Origin of the sequence: Hoyosella subflava DQS3-9A1 (genome assembly GCF_000214175.1) — a bacterium.
GTDB lineage: Bacteria > Actinomycetota > Actinomycetes > Mycobacteriales > Mycobacteriaceae > Hoyosella > Hoyosella subflava.
In genome coordinates, this window is record NC_015564.1 from 4,226,247 (window position 1) to 4,248,109 (window position 21,863).

General features: G+C 63.9%; 18 protein-coding genes. 10 read left to right on the forward strand and 8 right to left on the reverse strand.

Annotated elements, in window-relative coordinates:
• The first annotated feature begins 64 nt into the window (after positions 1-64).
• Positions 65-1,405 (forward strand): 3-oxoacyl-ACP reductase, encoded by a 1,341-nt coding sequence (locus AS9A_RS19670; RefSeq protein WP_013808895.1) that lies wholly within the window; start codon positions 65-67, stop codon positions 1,403-1,405.
• Positions 1,405-2,283: a MaoC/PaaZ C-terminal domain-containing protein gene (locus tag AS9A_RS19675; protein WP_013808896.1), complete on the forward strand. Its 879-nt coding sequence runs from the start codon at positions 1,405-1,407 to the stop codon at positions 2,281-2,283. The genes AS9A_RS19670 and AS9A_RS19675 overlap by 1 nt, the downstream gene beginning before the upstream one ends.
• A 117-nt stretch (positions 2,284-2,400) precedes the next feature.
• Here AS9A_RS19675 and AS9A_RS19680 read toward each other — a convergent pair whose 3' ends face one another.
• On the reverse strand, positions 2,401-2,997 hold the full coding sequence (locus AS9A_RS19680) for a TetR/AcrR family transcriptional regulator (RefSeq protein ID WP_013808897.1): 597 nt from the start codon (positions 2,995-2,997) through the stop codon (positions 2,401-2,403).
• Between the two features lie 88 nt (positions 2,998-3,085).
• On the reverse strand, positions 3,086-4,303 hold the full coding sequence (locus tag AS9A_RS19685) for a glycoside hydrolase family 3 N-terminal domain-containing protein (RefSeq protein WP_013808898.1): 1,218 nt from the start codon (positions 4,301-4,303) through the stop codon (positions 3,086-3,088).
• Between the two features lie 148 nt (positions 4,304-4,451).
• Between AS9A_RS19685 and AS9A_RS19690 the strand changes: the two genes are divergently transcribed.
• From AS9A_RS19690 to AS9A_RS19700, 4 genes are all read left to right on the forward strand, one after another.
• Positions 4,452-4,934 (forward strand): universal stress protein, encoded by a 483-nt coding sequence (locus AS9A_RS19690; RefSeq protein WP_013808899.1) that lies wholly within the window; start codon positions 4,452-4,454, stop codon positions 4,932-4,934.
• 53 nt (positions 4,935-4,987) lie between these two features.
• On the forward strand, positions 4,988-6,097 hold the full coding sequence (locus AS9A_RS19695) for an isochorismate synthase (RefSeq protein ID WP_013808900.1): 1,110 nt from the start codon (positions 4,988-4,990) through the stop codon (positions 6,095-6,097).
• Positions 6,098-6,202: 105 nt separating this feature from the next.
• Positions 6,203-6,373 carry a DUF2613 domain-containing protein gene (locus AS9A_RS23455; protein WP_013808901.1) on the forward strand — a complete coding sequence of 57 codons (171 nt, stop codon included), beginning with the start codon at positions 6,203-6,205 and terminating at the stop codon, positions 6,371-6,373.
• Positions 6,374-6,433: 60 nt separating this feature from the next.
• Positions 6,434-10,597: an alpha-(1->3)-arabinofuranosyltransferase domain-containing protein gene (locus AS9A_RS19700; protein WP_013808902.1), complete on the forward strand. Its 4,164-nt coding sequence runs from the start codon at positions 6,434-6,436 to the stop codon at positions 10,595-10,597.
• Here AS9A_RS19700 and AS9A_RS19705 read toward each other — a convergent pair.
• Positions 10,516-11,784, reverse strand: a complete 1,269-nt coding sequence (locus AS9A_RS19705; RefSeq protein ID WP_083826613.1) for an acyltransferase family protein — start codon at positions 11,782-11,784, stop codon at positions 10,516-10,518. The two genes, AS9A_RS19700 and AS9A_RS19705, sit on opposite strands and share 82 nt — an antisense overlap.
• A gap of 175 nt (positions 11,785-11,959) precedes the next feature.
• Between AS9A_RS19705 and AS9A_RS19710 the strand changes: the two genes are divergently transcribed.
• Positions 11,960-13,171 carry a DUF3068 domain-containing protein gene (locus AS9A_RS19710; protein ID WP_013808904.1) on the forward strand — a complete coding sequence of 404 codons (1,212 nt, stop codon included), beginning with the start codon at positions 11,960-11,962 and terminating at the stop codon, positions 13,169-13,171.
• A 5-nt stretch (positions 13,172-13,176) separates the two neighbouring features.
• On the opposite strand, the gene AS9A_RS19715 is transcribed toward AS9A_RS19710, so the two are convergent.
• Genes AS9A_RS19715 through AS9A_RS19725 form a run of 3 tightly spaced genes read right to left on the reverse strand, consistent with a single transcriptional unit; the run spans position 13,177 to position 16,476 of the window.
• Complete coding sequence (locus AS9A_RS19715; RefSeq protein ID WP_013808905.1) at positions 13,177-14,418, reverse strand: NAD(P)/FAD-dependent oxidoreductase; 1,242 nt, start codon at positions 14,416-14,418, stop codon at positions 13,177-13,179.
• A gap of 22 nt (positions 14,419-14,440) precedes the next feature.
• Positions 14,441-15,238, reverse strand: a complete 798-nt coding sequence (locus AS9A_RS19720) for a hypothetical protein (RefSeq protein ID WP_013808906.1) — start codon at positions 15,236-15,238, stop codon at positions 14,441-14,443.
• A gap of 17 nt (positions 15,239-15,255) precedes the next feature.
• Positions 15,256-16,476 (reverse strand): polysaccharide biosynthesis protein, encoded by a 1,221-nt coding sequence (locus AS9A_RS19725; RefSeq protein ID WP_041451238.1) that lies wholly within the window; start codon positions 16,474-16,476, stop codon positions 15,256-15,258.
• 58 nt (positions 16,477-16,534) lie between these two features.
• Here AS9A_RS19725 and AS9A_RS19730 point away from each other — a divergent pair, with 58 nt between their 5' ends.
• Entirely contained in the window at positions 16,535-18,292 is a 1,758-nt protein-coding gene (locus AS9A_RS19730; RefSeq protein ID WP_013808908.1) for a hypothetical protein, read from the forward strand.
• On the opposite strand, the gene AS9A_RS19735 is transcribed toward AS9A_RS19730, so the two are convergent.
• Positions 18,260-19,456 carry a glycosyltransferase family 4 protein gene (locus tag AS9A_RS19735; RefSeq protein WP_013808909.1) on the reverse strand — a complete coding sequence of 399 codons (1,197 nt, stop codon included), beginning with the start codon at positions 19,454-19,456 and terminating at the stop codon, positions 18,260-18,262. The genes AS9A_RS19730 and AS9A_RS19735 overlap by 33 nt on opposite strands.
• A gap of 166 nt (positions 19,457-19,622) precedes the next feature.
• On the opposite strand from AS9A_RS19735, the gene AS9A_RS19740 reads away from it, so the two are divergent.
• Positions 19,623-20,417, forward strand: coding sequence for a class I SAM-dependent methyltransferase (locus AS9A_RS19740; RefSeq protein WP_013808910.1), 795 nt, complete (start codon positions 19,623-19,625; stop codon positions 20,415-20,417).
• On the opposite strand, the gene AS9A_RS19745 is transcribed toward AS9A_RS19740, so the two are convergent.
• Complete coding sequence (locus AS9A_RS19745; protein WP_013808911.1) at positions 20,414-20,629, reverse strand: dodecin; 216 nt, start codon at positions 20,627-20,629, stop codon at positions 20,414-20,416. The genes AS9A_RS19740 and AS9A_RS19745 overlap by 4 nt on opposite strands.
• A gap of 230 nt (positions 20,630-20,859) precedes the next feature.
• Here AS9A_RS19745 and AS9A_RS19750 point away from each other — a divergent pair, with 230 nt between their 5' ends.
• Positions 20,860-21,810, forward strand: coding sequence for a hypothetical protein (locus tag AS9A_RS19750; RefSeq protein ID WP_041452269.1), 951 nt, complete (start codon positions 20,860-20,862; stop codon positions 21,808-21,810).
• Positions 21,811-21,863 lie beyond the last annotated feature (53 nt).

Consider the following 21,863-nt stretch of genomic DNA (forward strand, 5'->3'; position numbering starts at 1 on the left):
AATCCACGCGGTAGTGAAACTGCAAAGATGGCAACAGAGTGACATCACTCACGAGAGGTGGCCCGTGTCTAAAAAGGGAAGCTCCGATCTGTACTCAACACTGATTTCGTCCGCTCCGGGGGCATTCCTCGCGAGCAAGGTCGGTTTGCCGCAGCCTGAAACGCTGCGCCGCTACAAGGAGGGCGAGCCGCCTCTCCCCGGCCCGCTCCTGGTGGGTGGTTCAGGGCGTCTCGTCGAACCGATCCGCGATCTGCTTTCTGACTACGAGCTGGCCGGTGACGACACCGAAAAGTTCGGCGGAATCGTCTTCGATGCGACAGGCATCACAACGATCGAGGAACTGAAGCAGCTCTACACCTTCTTCCAGCCGCTGATGCGTAAAACCGCACCGTCGGCGCGCGTCCTGGTTGTCGGTACGACGCCCGAGCTGGTTCGCAAGACCGATGAGCGGATTGCTCAGCGCGCCCTCGAAGGGTTCACCCGGTCGGTGGCGAAGGAACTCCGGCGGGGCGCCACCTGCAACCTGATCTACGTTTCACCGAAGGCGAAGACAGATTTCTCGGGCCTCGCGGCGCCGCTTCGCTTCGTGCTCTCCGCGAAGTCCGCGTACGTGGACGCTCAGGTCATCCGAGTCAACGAGAAGTCGGCCACTGCTCCAGCGAACTGGGACAAACCACTCGACGGGAAGGTTGCGCTTGTCACCGGCGCCGCCCGCGGCATTGGTGCGACCATCGCTGAGGTGCTTTCCCGTGATGGCGCCAAGGTGATCGTGGCTGACATTCCGCCAGCCGGTGACGCACTGTCTGAGGTAGCGAACAAGATCGGCGGCGTAGCACTCGCTCTCGATGTCACAGCTGCCGATGCCGCAGAGAAGATCGCAGAGGCCGCTGAGCGGTTCGGCGGGCTCGATGTCGTCGTGCACAACGCCGGTATTACTCGCGACAAGACGCTTGCGAACATGGACGATGCACGCTGGGATTCGGTCATCGGCGTCAACTTGCTCGCGCCGAAGCGCATCACCGAAGCCCTTGCCGCGAACGGTGGCCTCAAGGAAGGCGGCCGGGTCGTCGACGTCTCGTCGATCGCAGGCATTGCCGGTAACCGCGGGCAAACCAACTATGCAGCCTCGAAGGCCGGTGTCATTGGCATGGTCGACGCTGAGGCAAGCGACCTTGCCAAGAAAGAAATCACAATCAACGCGGTAGCGCCCGGTTTCATCGAGACGCAGATGACCGCCGCAATTCCGCTTGCGACGCGGGAGGTCGGACGCCGCCTCAACTCGCTCCTCCAGGGCGGTCAGACGGTGGACGTCGCAGAAACGATCGCGTTCTTTGCCAGCCCCGCTTCGAGTGCAACCACCGGCAACACGGTACGCGTCTGCGGCCAGAGCCTCCTGGGTGCATGATGGCGGAAAAGAACATTCAGATCCTCGACCAGCAGGGCATGCTGCAGAACTATGCCAAGGCAGTTCTTGGCATGCTGCCGCTCCCCGGTGCGAAGGCAGAAGGGCTCCCAGATCGGACTCTTCGCATCGCTGACGTGAAGATCGACGCGAACAATCTCGCCGAATACGTGAAGGTGTGCAGTCTGCGCTTGCGCGACACCCTGCCGATCACTTACCCGTTCGTGCTGAGCTTTCCGGCTGTGATGAATCTGCTCGTCTCGAAGGACTTTCCACTGCCCGCCATGGGCATGGTCCACATGTCCAACAAGATCGAGCAGATCCGCCCGATTTCCGTGAGCGAAACCCTCACCATTGATGTGCACGCCGAGAACATGCGTGAACATCGAAACGGCCTGCTCGTTGATCTGGTCACCGAGATCACGATCGAGGGCGAACTCGCGTGGCGCCAGGTCAGCACGTTCCTGCGTAAGCAGCGGACCAGCCTGAGTGATCAGCCCCGGCCCGAGAAGATCGACGAGGCTCCCGGCGCTGCTGGCGAACTGCCCACCACCACCATCAAGGTGACTGGCAAGCAGATTGCGAAGTACGCAGACGTATCGGGGGATCGCAACCCGATCCATGTGTCGAAGATCGGTGCGAAAGCGTTCGGTTTCCCCACCGTGATCGCACACGGAATGTGGACTTGCGCAGCGGCACTTGGAATCCTGGAAGGCCGCGTTCCCGATGCAACGACGTACACCGTCGACTTCGGTAAGCCGGTGCTGCTTCCCGCCAAGGTCGCCGTCTTCACGAGAAAGACCGACAGCGGGTGGGAACTCGCGCTGCGCCACCCGAAGAAGGAACATGCTCATCTGACCGCGAAGATCGAGGCGCGGTAGTTTCTACGGCGTATTTGGAGCGCCCCGGCACCCCTCGTGGGGGCCGGGGCGTTCTGCGCTTTCCGGCACATATCACCTGATGTAGCCAAATCCACCTCCACGGTGGGTACGGCTACATCACTGCGGCTTCTTCCCCGCGAGACCACGCCAGCCGAGGTTGACGAGAAGATCTACGGCAGCTTCTTTGTCAATTGACCCATCGGCGATGCGATCCGCTACCGCTTCGCCCGCACCGATAAGCGCCGATGCCATCAGCCGGAACTGCTCGTTGCTGTGCGGCTCCCGACTGCTGGACCGCAGGATCAAGGCGGTGAGTTCGATCGCGCGCTCGCGGCTGCCCGTGACGAGATCAGCAAAGCTCTTCTGGTACATCGCCTGGCGGTACATGACGTGCCACGACTGACGGTTCTCGTGCACAAAGCCTAGGAAGGCCCTGATTCCGTGTGTCAGTTGTTCTCTCGGCGACAGGCTCGGGTCGGCTGCACCGGTGAGCGCATCGAGGAATCGCGTGCTCTCGCGCCGGATGCACGACGCGAAGAGTTCATCCTTTGATCCGTAATACAAATACAGCATCGGTTTGGATATCTCCGCGCGCGCAGCGATCGCGTTCATCGAGGCCGCGTGGTAACCATGCTCCGCGAAGACATCGATCGCTGCGTCAAGCATCTGTTGCTCACGGATCGCTCGCGGCAATCGCTTCGGCCGTCCAGTCATCGATGTGCCACCCACACTTCCCTAACTTACCCGGGGGTAAGTTTACGGGGTGGAGCGGATCACGGCAGCGGACGTGCCCAATCAAACTTCAGCAGTCTACGAGGCCCTTCGCAACACCGACGCGTACCGCTGACTGTTCAACCTGGTCAAGCGGCAGCTCGCCGCTTTCGACAGCATCCTCCAGGCGGTCGAGAACGTCGGTCACCGCGTCAGTCGAGATCCAGAGGGCAACATCTGCTCCGGCCTGCAATGAACGAAGTACCGACTCGGTGATGTCGAAGTGGTCCGTGACCGCGCGCATGCTTCCCAGGTCGTCAGTAAAGATCAAACCATCGAAAGGCTCAGCGCCATAGCCTTCGCCGTCGCGGAGCAGCGACATCGTCGCCGGGCTGAGACTCGACGGCAGACCCTCTTCGGTCAGTCCGGGCACAGTGAGGTGGCCGACCATGACGGCCGCACCCACGTCAATGAGGTTGCGGTACGGCACGAGGTCCCACTCGATGAGGTCATCGAGCGGTGGGGTGGTCACACCTTCATAGTGCGAGTCGCCCGTCCCACTCCCGTGCCCGGGGAAATGTTTGAGGACTGGAAGGACGCCCGCGTCGCGCAGGCCACGGGCATATGCTCCGGCGTATTCCGTGACGGCTTCGGGGGTGGCGCCAAATGCGCGGTCCCCAATCACCTCACTGTCAGCCTGGACGGTCACATCCACGACAGGGGCGAAGTCGGCAGTGACTCCTAGCTCGCGCAGCGCACCACCGCGTTCCCTCGCCAGCTCGTAAGTCTCATCAACCGTCAGTGTCTGCGCCACCTGACGGGCCGAGGGCGCCTGACCGATTACGTGGGAAGCGCGGCTTACACGCCCGCCTTCCTCATCGATCGTCACCATGAGCGGCACTGCTGATTCCGCCGCCACGTCGCGGACTTCACCGCTGGCGAGGAAGTTCGGGTCGGCCCAGCTCGTGACGAAGATTCCGCCGATGTTCTCGCCGTTTACCACGCTCAGCGCGTCAGCCTTCCCGGTGACACCGACGTTCAGCAGCTGTGCCAGCTTCTGGCGTGTGGTGAGTTGCGCAAGGAACTCGTCCCTGGATGAACATGCCGCTACCGCAGGCGGTTCCGACGTCGGCGCCGGTGACGCATTGCCTGTCGTCAGTGCTGCGGGCGAGGTATCTGTAGCCGGTGCGCCACCCTCTTCGGTGTCCGATGCTGTGCACGCCAGCGTCGACGCAGCCAGGGCCGATGCAATCGCAGCAGCGGCGACGGGTCGTGCGAGCGCTCGCGTTGCCCGGCTGTACAGCTTCATCCGTTCTCCCTTTCGGCCGACTGCACCGAATCCTACCGGCGCGGGCTGAGGTTGCTGCCGAACGACGGCTGCGCAGGGTAGGCTCGACTGCATCGCCGGATTCGTCCGATAGCTGCCCGCGAGGCACCATGTTGTTGGGAGGGAAGCGATGGCGCCCAGCTCAGCTGATCTGATCCTTGTCGCATACGACGGCTCCGAGAACGCACAACGCGCGATTCGATATGCCGGGCACTTTCTCAGCGCGGGACGCGCGCTTGTCGTGACCGCTTGGGAACCGTTGGCGCGGCAGGCTGCGCGCATCTCTGGTCTCAGCGGCGTGATGCAGCCAGGTTGGGTTCCCGACATCCAGCAAGAAGACGCTGCCCTCACCGACGCCAAGGCCGTTAACGCCGAGGGCGTGCGGCTCGCGGAAGAGGCCGGCCTGCAGGCCGACGGCCGCTGTGTCGAAACGGAAACCACCGTGTGGGCGGCGATCGTCGATGCCGCTGACGAATTGGACGCAGCAATCATCGTCACGGGCACGCGCGGTGCCACGGGTGTTCGGGCACTGCTGCACAGCAGCGTTGCTGACCAGGTACTCAAGCACTGTCACCGCCCGGTTCTGATCGTTCCGCCCAACGAAGAACGCTGACCTCACCAGACCCGGCGCCCACGCCGCCGAGCGGTCACGCGATACTCACCAATGTGGATCACGCCGGATTTGTGCTGTCGCGGCCGCACCGAACCCTGGTCGCGTCGGGGGTGCGCGCCACCTATGGGGATATCACCGCAGCCCGGTCTGCGCTGCGAACCGGATCAGCCCCGATTGTCGTCGGTGCGATCCCCTTCCGCGCAGAAGATCGCTGCGCTCTTCTCAGCCCCGAACGGCACGAGTTTCACAGCGGCCCGTGGCAGGCTCCGCCTGGTCTGCCACCACTTCCACACGGGCGCATCGTTGCCGAAAGCCCCACTCCTAGTGAGCACATCCGAGTCGTTGAAAACCTTCTGGCGATGGTTGACGCGCGAGTGCTGGAGAAAGTTGTGGCCGCGCGATCTGTACTCGTGAGTTGTGGTGCCGACATTCCGCCGTTGTCGCTACTCGCACGTCTTGTCGAACTCGACCACGTGGGGAACGGATTCTGCGCAGACCTCTCGCCGGCGGGTGCGTCATACACCAACAGCTACCTGGTCGGAGCTAGCCCCGAAACCCTCATTCGCCGCGAAGGCACCACCGTTTCGTGCTGGCCGCTCGCAGGGACGGCGGCGCGTTCTACAGATCCGGCCGTCGATGAAGCCCGCGCCGCAGATCTGCTCTCCTCAGTGAAGAATCAGCACGAACACGCTTTCGTCGTCGACTGGATGCGCGCCCGGCTCACGCCCCTGTGCAGGAAACTCGCGATTGCGGATACGCCTGCGCTCTTCGCCACTCCGGACGTCTGGCATCTCGGCACCCCGATCACTGGTGAGCTGCGCGACAGTGGAACCACAGCGCTGGACCTTGCGCTGGCGGTTCACCCCACCCCAGCGGTGTGCGGCACCCCGCACGATGCCGCGATGCGCGCGATTAATGAGCACGAAGCCAGCCGGGGCTTCTACGCTGGGGCGGTCGGGTGGTGTGACGCGGCCGGTGACGGCGAGTGGATGGTGGCCATCCGCTGTGCGGAACTTCGGGGCAACACCGCCCGCGCTTTCGCTGGTGGGGGGATTGTCCGAGGTTCGAGACCGCACGACGAACTCGCCGAAACAACGGTGAAACTGCGCACACTACTCAGCGCTTTCAGCGCCGAGGGTGAAAAGATGCTAAAAACTACCTAAGGACACGCTCGACACGTCTATGGGTTACATCACAGCAATGCTGGGCCATGCTAGCCGGAGGCACTACTCTGGATCTGGTCAGGCAGAGCAACGAGGAGAGTTCATATGAGGTTTTTGATCCCCGGGGCAATTAGTGCCTTCGCGGGCACGACTCTCGCGTTCGCTCTGGTGATCACGGGCACGACGTTTGCCGAGCAGAGCGCACGCCCCGACATCGACCGTGTGGTGCAGGAACAGGACAGTCTGCTGAACCAGCCCGAATACGGAACGCGCTAGCAGCGACCGGGGCATCCAGGGGTTTTGACACCCGAGCTTTCCCGCCAATCATGCAGTCCATTGCCGCGGCGTGGGCTGTTTCTTGCGTTCGGCGTTGCTCTGCTTCTCAGTTTCGCGCAGTCGCCTGGCCTGATTGTTGCAGACACCAAGCTTGACCTTTCGGTCGATCCACAGGGCTTTCTCGGTCGCGCGGCACACTTGTGGAGCAGTCTGTCACCCTTCGGCCAGGTACAGAATCAGGCTTACGGCTATTTCTTCCCCCACGGTGCATTCTTTGTTGTGCTCGATTCCGTGGGCATCCCCGCCTGGGTGGCACAGCGACTGTGGTGGGCGCTCCTCCTTACGGCGGGATTCTGGGGGATCATCCGTGTTGCGGAAGCTCTAGGGATCGGCAGCCGCCCCTCGCGTGTCATCGCCGCGACAGCGTTTGCGCTGTCACCCCGTGTGCTGACGACCATCGGAGCGATCTCGTCGGAGACCACACCAATGATGCTCGCTCCGTGGGCGCTGCTCCCCGTGATACTCGCTCTTGGCGGGACATCACGTCGTCCGCTGTGGCAGCTCGCAGCTGGGTCCGCTCTCGCGGTGGCATGCATGGGCGCGATCAATGCGGTCGCGACGGCGGGCGGCGCCGCGCTCGCTCTGCTCTGGTGGATTGCCCATCGCCCGAATCGGCGCTGGCTCACATTCACCGCATGGTGGGTTCCGTTTGGCCTGATGGCGACCCTGTGGTGGGTGATCCCGCTCTTCCTCATGGGGGCGGTAAGTCCACCGTTCCTGGACTATATCGAGTCAGCGGGGACGACGACGCGCTGGACATCGCTGGTCGAGGTGCTGCGCGGAACCGACAGCTGGGCACCGTTCGTGTCACCCGACCGGGTCGCTGGAGCAGCCCTTGTGACGCAACCGGTGACCGTGCTGGCAACCGGCGCTGTCGCGGCAGCTGGGCTAGCTGGCTTGTGTATGCGAGGTATGCCAGCGAAAGGGCGGCTCGTCTTCATCTTGGTTGTCGGCCTCGCCGGCATTGGGGCGGGTTACGCCGGGGATCTCGGCTCCCCCATTGCGGATCAGGTCCGCGCGTTCCTCGATGGCAGCGGTGCGCCGCTGCGAAACGTTCACAAGATCGAGCCGCTGATCAGGTTACCGATCGTGCTTGGAATTGCGCACTTGCTCGGACGCGTGCCGCTCCCGGGTGCGGTCCGGAGCGACGAGTGGCGGACTGCCTTCGCCCGCCCGGAGCGTCACCCCCTCGTCGCGGTCGGCACGTTGACAATCATTGCTCTCGTCGTGGCCACTTCTGTGGCGTGGACAGGGAAGCTCGCGCCGCGGGGCGCATACAGCGAGATTCCTGACCATTGGGAGCAGGCGGCCGTCTGGCTCGCTGACAACTCAGGAGACGGTGCTACAGCAGACCGCGCACTGGTCGTTCCCGCGTCACCGTTCGGGTCGCAGACTTGGGGCCTGACGCGCGATGAACCACTCCAGCCGCTCACTCAGACCCCATGGGGAGTGCGGGATGTGATCCCGCTGATTCCGCCCGGTGGCATCAGGTCGCTCGACGCCATGCAGCGGGTTCTGGCCGACGGCCGGTCGTCCCCTGGGCTTGCACCGGCACTGCTCGCTCAAGGGTATCGCTACCTTGTCGTTAGAAATGATCTTGATCCCGAAACGTCGCGCACGGTTCCCCCCCTTCTGGTTAGGCAGTCGCTACAGACTTCTCCGGGGTTCGAGAAGGTCGCCGAATTCGGTGACTCTGGCGACGCTGCGGCGCGCAACACGGCGGTGCGTGGCGCGGGGTTGCGTGTTCCGCTCCCCGCGGTGGAGATCTACCGCGTCACGGTGGGGAGCGAATGGCCATCAGGGCCGTACCTGGTTGACAGTGATGCCGTCCCGATCGTTCAAGGTGGCCCAGAGAGCCTCGTCCGGATTAACGAAAGACCGGAAACGGACGGCGCGCCGGTGCCCATTCTGATCAGCAGCGACGCTGAACGTGCCGAGCTTCCGATCGGCGGGGTGACCGTCACCGACACCCCGCGAGCCCGCGAGACCGACTTCGGCAGGGTAGACCACCAGCGCTCAGCGGTGCTCGCGCCTGAGGACCCGCGCCGTACCCAGAACCGGGTCCCCGACTATGCCGCGAGTGCCCCGCTCATCGTCGCCGAGTCCGAAGGCGCGAGTGTCACCGTTTCCTCCTCAGCGGGCGACGCCGCCCAGCTTGGTGCCGTGCAGCCCGGGCGTGGGCCGGCGTCTGCGGTGGACGGAAATCCCGACACATCGTGGCTGAGCAGCACTTTTCAGGCTGCGGTGGGACAGTGGCTGCGCCTGGATTTCCCCGAACCGCTGGAGCGGGTCCTGTTACGAGTTACGACGAGCCCGGAGGCGATTGGCCCGACCGTACGGGTACTCGACGTGACTACGCCAAACGGGTCGACAACCGCAATCGTCGAGTCCCCGGGAGAACCGGTCACTGTCGCAGTCCCCGCGGGTCCTACTGACTGGGTTCGCATTACTGCGCGAAGCACCGACACTGGAACGCGGGGGGATCAGTTCGGCATCGCGAACGTCGCAGTAGAAGCCAACGGTCGTGAGGTCCCCGTTCGCCGTATCCAGACACTGCCCCCACTAACCACCCAGGCTCCAGTCACCGCCTGGGAATTGGGTCAGGAGTTTCCGGGCAGGCGTGCCTGCGTTGACGGACCAGACCAGGTCCTGTGCGCGCCGGACTTAGCCCTCGCCCCCGAAGAAGCAGGCGAATTGAACCGCCGTATCGTTGTCGAAGAGCCGGTCGAAGTGACCCCAGAGATGACGGTCCGCGCTGTCCCCGGCGATGGGCTCGATGAGCTTCTCACGGACGAGAGCGCCCTTTCCGTCGAAGGCGCCAGCAGCATCGACGATCCTCGCGGGAACGCGTTCGCTGCGGCAGACGGTGACCCGACTACGGTGTGGTACGCCCCCCTGGGGTCAACTCCCGCCGATGACGCGCGGCCCAGCCTTACGCTGCGACTCCCTGAGCCTGAGATGGTGCGGGCCGTCCGGATCACGCCCGCTGCCGGTCCGGCCCCCGCACGACCGACAGAAGTCCGGGTCAGTAACGGAAATAGCGCTGTCACGGCAAGTTTGCGCGCGGGCGAAGACTCGGTCATCGAGATGGAACCACGCGTCACGAGCAGTGTCACTGTGACGCTGACCGACTGGGAACAGGTCCGAACACCGGATCTGTTCGGCTGGTCTCCTGTCATGCCACCGGGTCTCGCTGAGCTAGCGGTTCTCGGTGAAGACGATGAAATCCCTGTCCAGCGAGCTGATGAAGACCGAATCATCGAAATCGGTTGTGAGAACGGCCCCCAAGTAACGTCAGGCACTGCGAGTGTCCCGATGTCAATTTCGGCTAGGGCTTCCCAGCTTCGAGCCGGAGCCCCTGTACCCGCCGAACTGTGCGGGGAAGAGACACTTTCCCTGCCCGCAGGCCAGGTAGAAGTCACGGCAGACCCCGGCTCGCCTTTCATCGTCGACACTCTGACGCTCGCTGCCGAACCTACGGCACCAGGCGCAGTCACGGCCGTCGCACCTGCCGTTGTGAACTGGGAAGAAACGCAACGTACCGTGGCGATCCCGGCTGCCGACACAGACCGGATCCTCGGTGTGCCGGAAAGCTACAACGAGGCGTGGATAGCCACGGATTCCAATGGGACGGTCCTGACCCCGGTGCCGGTCAACGGGTGGCAGCAGGGCTGGATCGTGCCGTCCGGGGTTTCCGGCGAGGTCACGCTGACCTTCGGCTACGACCAGATATACCGCACGGCACTATTTGGTGGCCTCCTCCTCCTTGTGCCGCTCATCTTCCTGACTGTGATACCCACACGTCCCGCTCGTCCCAGGGAAGCGGCTACGCCGTGGAGGCCGCACCTCATCGCCCCGTTCGGCGCACTCATCGCTGTCTACGTCATCGCGGGCCCGGTCGGGACAGCCATCGCCGCGCTTCTGGCGGCCGCCGCCGTCGCCGTGACGAAGCGTTGGGGACCCGCTACCGCTTCTCGCCTCCTCACGGGGATTTCCGCGCTGGCAATGGGCTCCGCAGCAGCGGCACTCTCCACCGGCCCGTGGCGTGCCCCGTCGGGCTACCTGGGCCATTCGGGGTGGCTTCAGTTGCTGGCCTTTCTAGCCGTCACCGCTGTCGTGATCGCAGCCTTGCCGCCCTGGCGGCGAGGCTCCGGCAGCACGTGACCCGCGCGTACGACCGAGGACCGCTCGCTGCGTTCCTTTTTTCGTGCTTCCCATCCGCGCAGCGCGCGGCGTGACGGTTCTTCGACCAGCGCGTAGCTCACCGACGCGACCGCCAGAGACAGCGCCACCGTCACTGCGAGCACGGGAATCATGTAACCGGAGAACGCTGGGACGCCCAGAATCGGGAACGCCACCATCAGAATCGCGACGTGCCAGAGGAAGATCCCGTAGGACCACCGCCCTACCATGAGCCCGGCGGGGCTCGCGAGAATGCGATGCCTGTGGCCAGGTTCCGCAAGAGCGATCGGTGCAAGCAGCGCGAAACCGAGCATTGCTCCGCAGAAGATCTTCACCGCGTACTCGCGGGGGTGCAGCTCCACCAGGCCTGGTGGACCTGCAAGTGGCGAGACCGCGACCGCGAACGCGGTAAGCGCAGCTAGCGGCATCACAAACCGCGCGCGAACGATCCTGACAATCGCGGGTGCGGGCGCCACGGCCAGTTCAGCCAGGACCATCCCCGCAGCGAACCACGACAGATAACCCGGGAGCCAATTGTCGTGGTGCACCCCGGCGGCTGTTTCGATCGGCACATACTTCCAGGAGAGGCTGACGGCGGCCGTGAGAAGAATCACGGGTATTCGCCAACCCGCGTACCGTCCGCGCAGCCGTGTAAGCAGGACAGCGATGAGGGGCAGCGCGAGATAAAACGCCATCTCCACCGACAGGCTCCACATCTGCGTGAGGCCCTCGACGAGAGTGAAAGGCGTGTACACCTGCGTGAGCGTCAGGTTGGCGAACCACACCTGCATGTTCGACGTACGCGCCTCGGGGAGCAGCACCAGGACAAGAATGACCACCACGAGATAGGCCGGCATGATGCGAACCAGCCGATGGCGGACATATCGGGCAATTCGTGGCGGATCCGAAAAGCCCCGCGCCGCACGCGAATGCGGCCGCCACAGCAGGTACCCGGAAAGCGCGAAGAACAGGGCGACCGAAAGATCGAATCTCCCCCACACTCGGCCCAGGACCGTATCGGTAACTTCACCGGTCTGGAATGCAACGTGGGTGAGCAGCACGCCGAGCGCAGCGGCGCCGCGCATCCCTTCGAAAGCGGGCAAGAAACCCGCTGACCCCGCGACCGCAGGCCGTAAATCGGGGCTGCGCTCCTGCTGCTTGACCTTCATTTCCCATCCAGTGTGCCGGGGAACAGCAGATCATACACATATCCGGTCAGCGATAGGTATCGAATTGAGTCCAACATGCAGCCCTGATGTGCTTTCGTCTCGACGTTTCCTGCTGGGAACCTGTTAGGGTCGGGGCGCGCTCGACTGCGCTGAACGATTTCAGAGGAGAAACCGAATGACATCACGCCTTGGGGGCTCGCAGCGTTTGATCGCGTCCGTGCTCGTGGGCCTCGGCGTTTTCCTCCTTGTCAGCGCTGTACTGCTTCCGCTCTACACGATCCCGAAACTCAAGAAGCTGCCCCTCGACTACGAAGCAGTTCAGGTGTCAGAGGGGACCGGGGAATTCCTCGATGCGGCGGCGTTGCTGTCGGGTGACGGGGAGGACGCAGTCGACGCGGACATCCCACTTCGTCAGCAGTTGTACGTCACAGTCGAAGATCCAGCGGACAGTGATGTCGCGACGCTGCAGGGCGGCCTGACCCTCTTGCGCGCAGACACGACGCCCGGGCGAGGTCTTCTTAGCGCGAGCATCGACCGGGTCACTGTCGATCGCTCTACTGCGCTGCCGACTAATGACCCTGCGGGGTCGCTCCAGACAGACCGGGAGCGACCCGCTGAGGCACTTCCACGTGACGGCCTGCAGTACAAGTTCCCTTACGGCGCGGGAAAGCGGAGCTACCCATTCTTTGATGTGATGTCGCGGTCAACCACAGAAATCGACTTTGTCGACGAAACATCGATCGACGGTGTGACCGTGTATCACTATCAGCAGGAACTTGAGCCGGTAGATCTCTTCCGGGCAACAAGAGACCAGACGAACCGAGTCGGCCTTACCCGCGATGTCTGGGGTGTCAGCGAAGAGGGCGACGCTGATGGCGGTGAAATCCTGTTCATGAATCGGTTCTCAACGACCACGCGCGATCTGTGGGTTGAACCGGCGAGCGGTGTCATTGTCGATTCGCGCGAGCAGGTCACTCAGTTCTTCGGCACCGGCCCGGACGATGTCGCGGTACCGGTCATCTCTTACGACACCCGATACACCGACAGCACAGTGAGCAGCATGCTCTCGATTGCGCAGAAAGAACGTGACCGGGTGGGGCTCGTGTGGAGTGTCGGTCCCGTCTCCGTTGCCGCTCCCTGGCTTGTTGGATTCTTCGGGCTGCTGACGGCTGGCTTCGGAATACTCATGGGCATCTCCGCGTCACGCCGCGACGAGTCTGCCGCAGAGCCCGGGGAGACTGAGGGTGAAACAGCAGTCGAAGATGAAGCCGCCGCAGACGACGATCCTGCTGTTTCGCTGTACATGCCGCATGAGGACACACAGCATCGCGAAATCGACGACATCGACACCACTGAGTTCGAGTCTTCAAGGCATGAGACCCCCTGAATTCCCTACTGCGGTAGCATCCCGCGGTCTTTCAGGACCGCAGTCGCCGCGCGGCGGCCCGAGACTAACGCTCCCTGGATCGAACTAGTATCGCGGTGATCGCCGCAGACGTATCGGCCCGGCCGCACCCGAACGGACTGCCGCAAGCTCTGGTTCGGATTCGAGACGGGTAATGCGCGCGGAATCGGATAGGTGGCGAGCAATTCCCACCCGCGGGTGGAGCCGTATAGCTCGCCCAGCCGCTGACGCACGGCCGACTCGAGCGACTCATCTGCGTGCCCCGGTACCGACGCGACCACCAGCGCCTCCCCCGGCGGGGCGTACTCCGGGGCAGCATCGCTGAGCACAACTGTGTTAAGCAGAAGCTCGCTTCGACCGTCGACCAGCAGGGTCGGCGAATCGAAGACGGTGTTCGGCGCGCGGTAGTAGAAAGTGGTGACCGCATGCCATTGCGGAGCAGCAACCTCCGGCAAGAGACGAGCGGCGGTGCTGCCGTCGGTCGCGACAATGACAGTGGCTGCGGAAACGTCCTCCCCGCTTCGCAGACGGACACCAGATTCGGTGATTTCGTCCACCTCGGCGCCAGTGATCACTGAGCCTTCCGTGAGATCGGCAGCCAATTGCCGTGGGAGCGCCTGCATGCCATCGGCGGGGACAGAGCCGCCGCCGCGCATGAAGCATCGCCAGATCAGGTGGAACTGCCGCGCTGGAGTCTCGAGCGCCGGATCGAGGAATACTCCGGCCAGAAAAGGCCGCATGACTTCCTCGATGGCGCCTCGGGATACTCCCCATCGCCGCAGCTCCTCGCCCGTGCTGCGAGGGATCGGGCGACGCAGCCAGGATGCTGGAGCGACCGCGTCCCGCGCCGCCAGGGCCGAAAGCGCTACGGCAGCCGCTGGGTAGCGAAGGGCAAATGAGACACTGCCTTTGAGCGCCGACCGCCCGTGCCACGGTCCAGCTAGCCAGCGTAGACCGTCTTCTGTGGCGGCTGCGGCTCCCTGCGTGAAGGCACGCAATTTCAGATCGGTGAGGCTTGCCTGCCGGCGTAGTTCAGGATATGCCGGCAACAAAACCTGAAACCCGCGATCGAGCTGGAACCCGTCAACGATATCGGTGCGGATCCGGCCGCCCACCTCATCACTCGCCTCGTACACCACAGCCGACAGCCCTGCACGCTGCAATTGTCTCGCCGCCACGAGACCCGAAATGCCGGCCCCGACGACAACCACGCGGTCCTCTACAGTCACCACTCCTCCTCCACCACCTGGACTATCCGCTCTCGCCGGTCTTTATACGTGTGGCTCGAGCAAAGACAGTGGTAAGAGCCACCACCAGCGCCGCGGCTACTGCGGTGCCCGCCACCGCGGTCGATTCGGGAGCACCAGCGATTCGCGCGAAGGCGATCCAAGCTAGCCCCCAGACGATCGGGATGGCCACCGCGATCCGCCCACCACTGAACAGAGCCAGGGCTGCACCAACGCCAGCGGCAACGACCAGCACGATGACTGCCCACGGTTGTCCGCCTAGCACGAAGTCCCCTACGCCTCCCGCTTTCGCTGCGGCGGCGATGTTGGCGATAGTCGCGACAACAACCCACCCTAGAAACAGTCCCATCACACCATCCAGCAGGACCGCTTCGAGCCAGCCGTTCGGCCGTGAGCGCAGGCACCGACCGAAAACTACGGCCAGTGTTGCGAGGAGTCCGAGGATCACAGCGACGCTTGCGTTGAGCCAGCCGAACTGCACCGACAGAGGCCAAAAGCCGTTCAGAAGCAACGCCAACGCGATGAGCCAGCCCGTTTGCCGAAGCCTCGGGTTTACGCGTTGGTTTGGGAAAAGTTGCCAAACTGCCAGTGCAGCGAACCCCGCATACAGCACCGACCAAATGGCGAACGCTGGCCCTCCGGGAGCTACGAAGGTAGCGTCGGCAGCTAGCGCGCCCTCGGCGGCTTCTGAGATCGGAGTGCCGCCAAGTCCCCCGGAACCCACGGCAGCACCTGCTACCGCGACCACCGCTGAGACTGCAATCGTCCACTGGCGCGCAAGATCACTGAGTGATGCCGTCATGGCTCCAGCATGCCCTGTCACCGCCGGAGTGAGGCGATCACCGTCGCCAGCGCAACGCCAGTTGTCCCCGTAGCGCAGCAAATCGCGACGATCAAGAACGAGGTGATCGTGAGGGGCAGTGTCAGCAGCAGGACCGCCTCGACACCAAGGCCGGCCCACACAACGAAGGACACTGCTGTGCGGTCACGGGCGATAGCCGACAGGAGAATCCCCTGCAGGATCGCCAGGATCGCGCCCTGAGCCGCGAACAGCCACAGCAGACCGACTATCGGCCGATAGTCCTCCCCCACAAGGAACGGGACGATCGGAGCCAGCAGTGCCGCCCCGGCAACCATCGCAACTCCGAGCCCCGCGAGGACGACGACGATGAAGCGCACAGCTGATTTGGTGAGCGCAGGGTTCGCCATCCGCGGGAAAATCACTATGCCCACCGCGTGGGGTAACCAGAAGGCCACTTTGGCTGCAACCGCCCCCAGCGCGTACTGGCCCGCAACGGTGTCTTCGAAAACCACTCTGGCGATCACGAGGTCCAGCGAAGTGAAAACGACGATTGCCAGCTGGATGTGCGACGCGCGCAGCACTGTCATTACGCTGAGGCGGCGCATGTCGCTGTCTCGAACCAGTCCGTCCCCCTCGACGGCGGTCCCCCTCCGGACCAGCATATTCGCGCATGCAGCCGCAACGGCGGCCCCCAGCGCTGCAGCGGCAAGCGCGACCGCTGGCCCGCCCCCTAGAGCGAGCGCCACTACAGCCGGTGCAACCCGAGCTACACCCGCGCCTGCCAGCACCACCGCGAGTTCACCGAACCGCTGCTGGCCTTGCAGGAGTCCCTGCTCGGTTGCCAGCAGCACCAGGACCGGTGCCGCAAGCAGAGCCGCAGCGGCGGCGACAAGCGATGTATTGAGCACAGCGGCGGTCACTGGAACCAGCAGAACCGCGATTGTCGCCACAAGTACGGCATTCGCATATCCGAGCTGCCGCAGCTGAGGAGTGCGGTCCCGGCCAGCGAGTCTCGAGGTGACGACCTCACGAGCGATGACCATTTGAAGGGCCAGGGCCGGCACGGCGATAATGAGCTGCGCCGCCAGTAGGCTCGCGAACTCGCTGTATCCCGCCGGGCCGAGCCATCTGCTCGCAGGCAGATGCAGTAGGTAGGCGGCAGCATTCGCCGTCATCGAGCCGGCCGCGACAACGGACACCCCAGCGACTACCGCACTTCGCTGGGAGGCCACATTCATCCCACCATCATGGCGTGTTGTCGAATGAACTACGACATTTGCGGTTTATGGTGCCGCCATGCGGGTAGCGAGGAGTCACCAACTGATCGCACCCGTGTACAGTGCGTTCCTCTCTATTCTCATCCTCGCTCCGCTCCTACAGCCCGGCTACCTGCTGTTTCGCGACGCCGTCAGCACGCCACGGTCGTATCTGACCGACTCTGCACTCGGTCTCGGCGACGCCGCGCCGCGGGCAGTCCCGCAAGACTGGCTCCTGAGTACGCTTTCACGGTTCATCGACGGTGGCCTGATAGTCGTGGCGATACTGTTCCTCGCGCTCATGCTCGGTGGCTGGGGCGCTGCCGCACTGGTTCGCGCGGTGCTGACTCGTCCGGATTATGGGCTCGGGGCGGGGCCTGGCGCAGAATGCGCCGCGGTCACGGTGGCCATCTGGAATCCCTACGTCGCTGAACGGCTTCTTCAAGGACACTGGAGTCTGCTGGTGGGCTACGCGGCCCTCCCGTGGGTTGCGGTGGCAGCCCTCCGCATCTCGCGCGGCGACAACGCTGCGTGGCTGCTGCTCGCTCTCAGCATCGGTTGCGCGGCACTGACCCCGACGGGTGCAATCCTCGCGCTCGTGCTCGCCTTGAGCCTCACCGTGGGCAGCCTTCGGACCCACCCAGTGCGCGTCGTGGGCGTGCTCGGGATGGCTGCTATCGCCGCGACACCCTGGCTCACCGCCGCGCTCGTTAGCGGGACACCCGGTGTTTCTGGTCAAGCAGGGGCAGAAGCATTCGCTGCGCGTGCGGAACCGGGTCTCGCCACTCTCGGCAGTCTTGCCGGGCTTGGAGGTATCTGGAATGCGGAATCCGTGCCGCTCAGCCGCACCACCCCAGTCGCCCTGCTAGCAACCGCGTGGTTACTGGGACTCGTCGCCCTCGGCGCCTGGCAACTGTGGAAGGCCCGGGCGGCGGAGGCACGACCCTTGGGCATCGTCGCCGGGCTCGCGGTTGTTCTGCCCGCGCTAGCGGCCACTCCGGCGGGCATTTCCGCGCTCGCGGCAGTGACGGCTGGATTCCCTGGCGGTGGCCTGCTGCGTGACACACAGAAGTTCGTCGCGCTTGCGATGCCGTTCTACGCGCTGTGCGTTGCGGCGACCGTCATCTTCCTGGCCCGCGCTGCGAGCACCGGCCTTGCCGTCGCTGTTCCAGCCCTCGTTAGCGGGATGCTCATTGCTGTGCTGCCAGACTTAGCCTGGGGAGCGGGCGGCCACCTCCGCCCAGTCCACTACCCGGCCGGCTGGGCAGCCGTCGCACAACACGTCAGCACTGGGCCGCCGCACGGGGCAGTCGCGGTTCTGCCCGCCGGGATGTTCCGCGTCTTTCCCTTCTCTGGCGACGTGGTGGTGCTCGATCCCGCACCACGCCTGCTGCCGCGCGACGTTCTCAGCGCTGGCGACCTCATCGTCGGCGGCGAAATCGTCCGTGGTGAAGGTGAGCGTGGCCAGCGTGCGCAGACCGCACTCCTGGAAGGAGAGGGCCCAGGCAGGCTCCTCAGTCTCGGCGCCGCGTGGGTGCTCGTCGAGCACAACACCCCCGGACTGCACGGCGATGCCAGCGACACGCTGGCGCAACTCGAACACGTGTACTCCGACAATGACTTGACGCTGTACCGCGTGCCTGGTGAACCGGCAGACCTTTCGGCGCCCACCGCCCACCGGAACACCGTGATCGCCGCGCACTACGCGTGGCTGGGGCTCATAGTCTTCAGTGGCCTGATCCTGCTAGCGCAGCGGCGCCGAAAGTCACGCGGAGCGGGCAGCGTCAGCCAGCTCTGAGGGAGCGGTGTTGACAATGCCCGCGATAGGCTTGCCGGCAGCCGCCGACTCAAGCACTGTCAGCACGCCGTCTGCGCACAGATCCCAGGAGAACTCCGAGGCCCGGATCCTCGCTTTTTCACCCATGAACAGGCGCCGCGGAGCGTCGACGAACAGGCTTTCGATGGCCTCGGTCAGCTCCGCCGGTGTCGCCACTAGATGACCAGTCACCCCGTCGATCACCGAGTCTGTGAGGCCTTTCGACGTCGCGTACCCCACTGTCGGCACGCCGTGCTGTGCGGCTTCGATTACAGCAAGCCCCCAGCCCTCCTTGCGGGATGGCATCACGTGTACCCAGCTCCGCGACAGCAGCTCATGCTTACGTGCCTCGCTGACGTGCCCGTGGAAGGTAACTGACGATTCGATTCCGAGTTCGCGCACTGAATCGCGCAGCGGCTGCATCCACCATCCGTCCCCGATCACATCGAGCTGAACGTCGGGATGTGTTGTCCGCAAACGGGCCACCGCATGCAGCGCGTCCTCGATCTGCTTGTGCGGCACCAGCCTGGACAGGACGCACAGCCGCGGTTCAGCTGAGCGTGTCCGCACGGAACCTATCTGGACACTGGGGGGAATCGCATCCGCACCTGCGCGAACGACGGCGATCCGGTCAGGACTGACCCCGAGGCCGCCGAGTTCCTCTGCCGAGGGGAGCGAAACAGTAAGGTACTGGCTTGCCTGATGCACTCGCGGCGAGAGCCACGATTCAATCCACCACCCCAGTTTGCCCAGTAATTTGCCCGCCACGGGCCATTGCTCGCGGTGGCAGTGGTGCACAAGCAGGATCACCGGAACTGCGGCGATGAGGCGCGCAAAGAACGGGACACCGTTCTGCGTGTCGATCACAACATCCGGTCGGACCGTCTTGAGTGGTCCAAAGCCGAGGCGTCCCGCAAGGATCGCGAGCAACGCGCGCGGGTAAACAGTCAGGCGGCCACCGCCACGGCTGATGAACATGCCGTCGCGGATCTCAGAACGAGCGGAACCTCGATACCGTGACGTGCGCAACGTCACGCGGACACCTCGCGCGGCGAGAGCGGCGCCGACTTCTTCGAGGTAGCGTTCGCTCCCCCCACCCAGCGGGTGGCGAGTGTCTCGCCAGCACAACAGCAGTACTTCCCGCAATCGTCGCTCCCAACATCACGACCGCCTGCTCCCTTACCACGGCGCCTCATCAGGCGCGGCGAAATGTGCAGGGCGGTTCTGCCACACAATAGACCCGCAGACCTCGCTCACGCGACGGCTTGTGACCGGGTGTCCCAATCCGTAACAGTCCGTAGGCTGTATCGATGTGCGCAAGCTAGTCGTTACCAGTCCCGCTGCCCGCCAGTTCGCCCGCCGCGCTACCTTGCGCCGCTCAGTCGGATTGCTCAGCGACTTCAAATACGAGCAAACCAGGCCCGACATTTTCTACGGGGCTATCGCCCGCGACTCAGCGGACATGCTGAGCGACCTATATCAGCAGGTCAGCCGCAAGGGAATCGCGGGAACGGTCGTACTCGACGTCGGCGGCGGCCCGGGATACTTCGCCGACGTCTTCGCCGAGCGCGGTGCCCATTACCTCTCGGTCGAACCGGATCCGAGCGAAATGCACGCCGCAGGAATTCAGTTCTCAGGTTCGGCCCGGGGTTCGGGCATGGCCTTGCCCATCCGGACATCGAGCATCGACATCTGTTTCTCTTCCAACGTCGCCGAGCATGTGGCGACGCCCTGGGACCTGGCCAGCGAAATGTTGCGGGTCACGCGTCCCGGAGGGCTGATGGTCCTGTCGTACACGCTGTGGTGGGGGCCGTTCGGCGGTCACGAGACAGGCCGCTGGCACTATCTTGGCGGCGAATTCGCGGCACGCCGGTACCGCCGCCAGCACGGCAGGGAACCGAAGAACCGGTTCGGGGTCTCCCTTTTCCCGATCACTGCCACCGCAGGTCTGCGGTGGGCACGGTCAGTGTCCTCGGCTGACGGACAAGCCGACCTTCTCGCCGCGTTTCCCCGCTACAATCCGCGGTGGAGTTGGTGGACGACTTCGGTTCCGGGTCTGCGCGAGCTACTCGTCAGCAACTTGGTCCTGGTTTTGCGTAAACGCTAGCTCTCATTCTCGAGCCGAAAACCCACTTTGAGGCCAACCTGAACATGGCCAACTTGGCCGTCGGAGATGTGGCCTCGGATCTCAGTCACCTCGAACCAGTCCAGCCCCCGCAATGTCCGCGAAGCCCGTTTGATCGCCCCCTTGATCGCGTCGTCGATGCTATCGGGCGATGAACCTACGATCTCCGTGACGCGATACGTGTGGTCGGACATGAATCCTCCTCCGTGCCGGGCGATTGCCTGTCCCATTCTTTCGTTGTCTGCACACTTCTGTCCCGGTTTCAGCGCACCTGGGCAGATTCACAGGAAACGGGACAGGCTCAAGGGAAATAACTTGTGCGCCTGTCCTCTTTCTGATGAGCCTACGACCAGCGTATATCGCGGTTATCCACAGCTGTGGATAACTTCAGCGGTGCTCGCTCGACCTCGTGCAGAATCTCGGCATGCATTCGCTCACCACTGCCCACAAACACCTGCTAGTCCGTGATCTCTCCGCCAATGAGAGGCGTCAGAACACGCGGACCGGAGAGCTTCTCCGCGTGCGCCGCGGGACCTATGTACCAAACGATGTGTGGAAAACGCTGAACCATGAGGAGCAGCACCTTCTGCGAGCGATCGTGGTTGCTGCAGATCAGCGGCGCAGCGATTGTGTCCTCAGCCATGTTTCTGCCGCACTGCTGCACGGACTCCCTGCCTGGAATGTCCCGCTGAAGCAGATTCACCTCACACGGGCGTCCCGAACCGGTGGCGGAGTGAAAAACAGGCTGGTGGTGCATTCCGCTTCCCTCGATTCCGGGGACTTCGAGGTGGTCGATGGCATACCTGTCACGCGTACCGCACGCACTGTCGTGGACGTCGCCAGAACCGTGCCTTTCGAGCAGGCCGTCGTGATTGGCGACGCAGCGCTGCACCGTGAAATCGTCACCAAGGATGAACTTGCTCTTTCGCTAGAGCGTGCACGCAATTTGAAGGGCATAGCCGCAGCCCGCAGAGCAGTCGCGTTCATGGACCGCCGCAGTGAAAGCGTCGGCGAGTCACGCAGCAGGGTGCTCTTTCATGCACAGGGCGTAGCGAGCCCCCAGTTGCAGGCCGAAGTCTACGACGCGGAGCACACGCTGATCGGACGGGCGGACTTCCTGTTCGACGAGGGGTTAATTGGTGAGTTCGACGGTCAAGTCAAGTACGGGCGATATCTGCGGCCTGGCGAAACGATCGCCGACGCCGTCTTGCGCGAGAAGCGACGGGAGGACGCGCTACGCGAACTCGGCTGGCTCGTGATCCGGTGGATGTGGGCTGACCTGAGCCGCCCGACGCACCTAGCGCGCAGAATACTCGAGGCACTGTCGCGCGCCCGGTCAAGCCGCCGCCCATCGGGCATCTGGATCCCGGCGTGAACGCATGCCAGATTCACAGGAAACGGGACAGGCTCACAGGTTGTTTGCCTGGA

Bases quoted from the DNA above. Each gene is read 5' to 3' on its own strand.
- AS9A_RS19675 (WP_013808896.1), top strand. From the start codon at position 1,405: ATGGCGGAAAAGAACATTCAGATCCTCGACCAGCAGGGCATGCTGCAG.
- AS9A_RS19680 (WP_013808897.1), bottom strand. From the start codon at position 2,997: ATGACTGGACGGCCGAAGCGATTGCCGCGAGCGATCCGTGAGCAACAG.
- AS9A_RS19685 (WP_013808898.1), bottom strand. From the start codon at position 4,303: ATGAAGCTGTACAGCCGGGCAACGCGAGCGCTCGCACGACCCGTCGCC.
- AS9A_RS19690 (WP_013808899.1), top strand. From the start codon at position 4,452: ATGGCGCCCAGCTCAGCTGATCTGATCCTTGTCGCATACGACGGCTCC.
- AS9A_RS23455 (WP_013808901.1), top strand. From the start codon at position 6,203: ATGAGGTTTTTGATCCCCGGGGCAATTAGTGCCTTCGCGGGCACGACT.
- AS9A_RS19705 (WP_083826613.1), bottom strand. From the start codon at position 11,784: ATGAAGGTCAAGCAGCAGGAGCGCAGCCCCGATTTACGGCCTGCGGTC.
- AS9A_RS19710 (WP_013808904.1), top strand. From the start codon at position 11,960: ATGACATCACGCCTTGGGGGCTCGCAGCGTTTGATCGCGTCCGTGCTC.
- AS9A_RS19720 (WP_013808906.1), bottom strand. From the start codon at position 15,238: ATGACGGCATCACTCAGTGATCTTGCGCGCCAGTGGACGATTGCAGTC.
- AS9A_RS19725 (WP_041451238.1), bottom strand. From the start codon at position 16,476: ATGAATGTGGCCTCCCAGCGAAGTGCGGTAGTCGCTGGGGTGTCCGTT.
- AS9A_RS19730 (WP_013808908.1), top strand. From the start codon at position 16,535: ATGCGGGTAGCGAGGAGTCACCAACTGATCGCACCCGTGTACAGTGCG.
- AS9A_RS19745 (WP_013808911.1), bottom strand. From the start codon at position 20,629: ATGTCCGACCACACGTATCGCGTCACGGAGATCGTAGGTTCATCGCCC.
- AS9A_RS19750 (WP_041452269.1), top strand. From the start codon at position 20,860: ATGCATTCGCTCACCACTGCCCACAAACACCTGCTAGTCCGTGATCTC.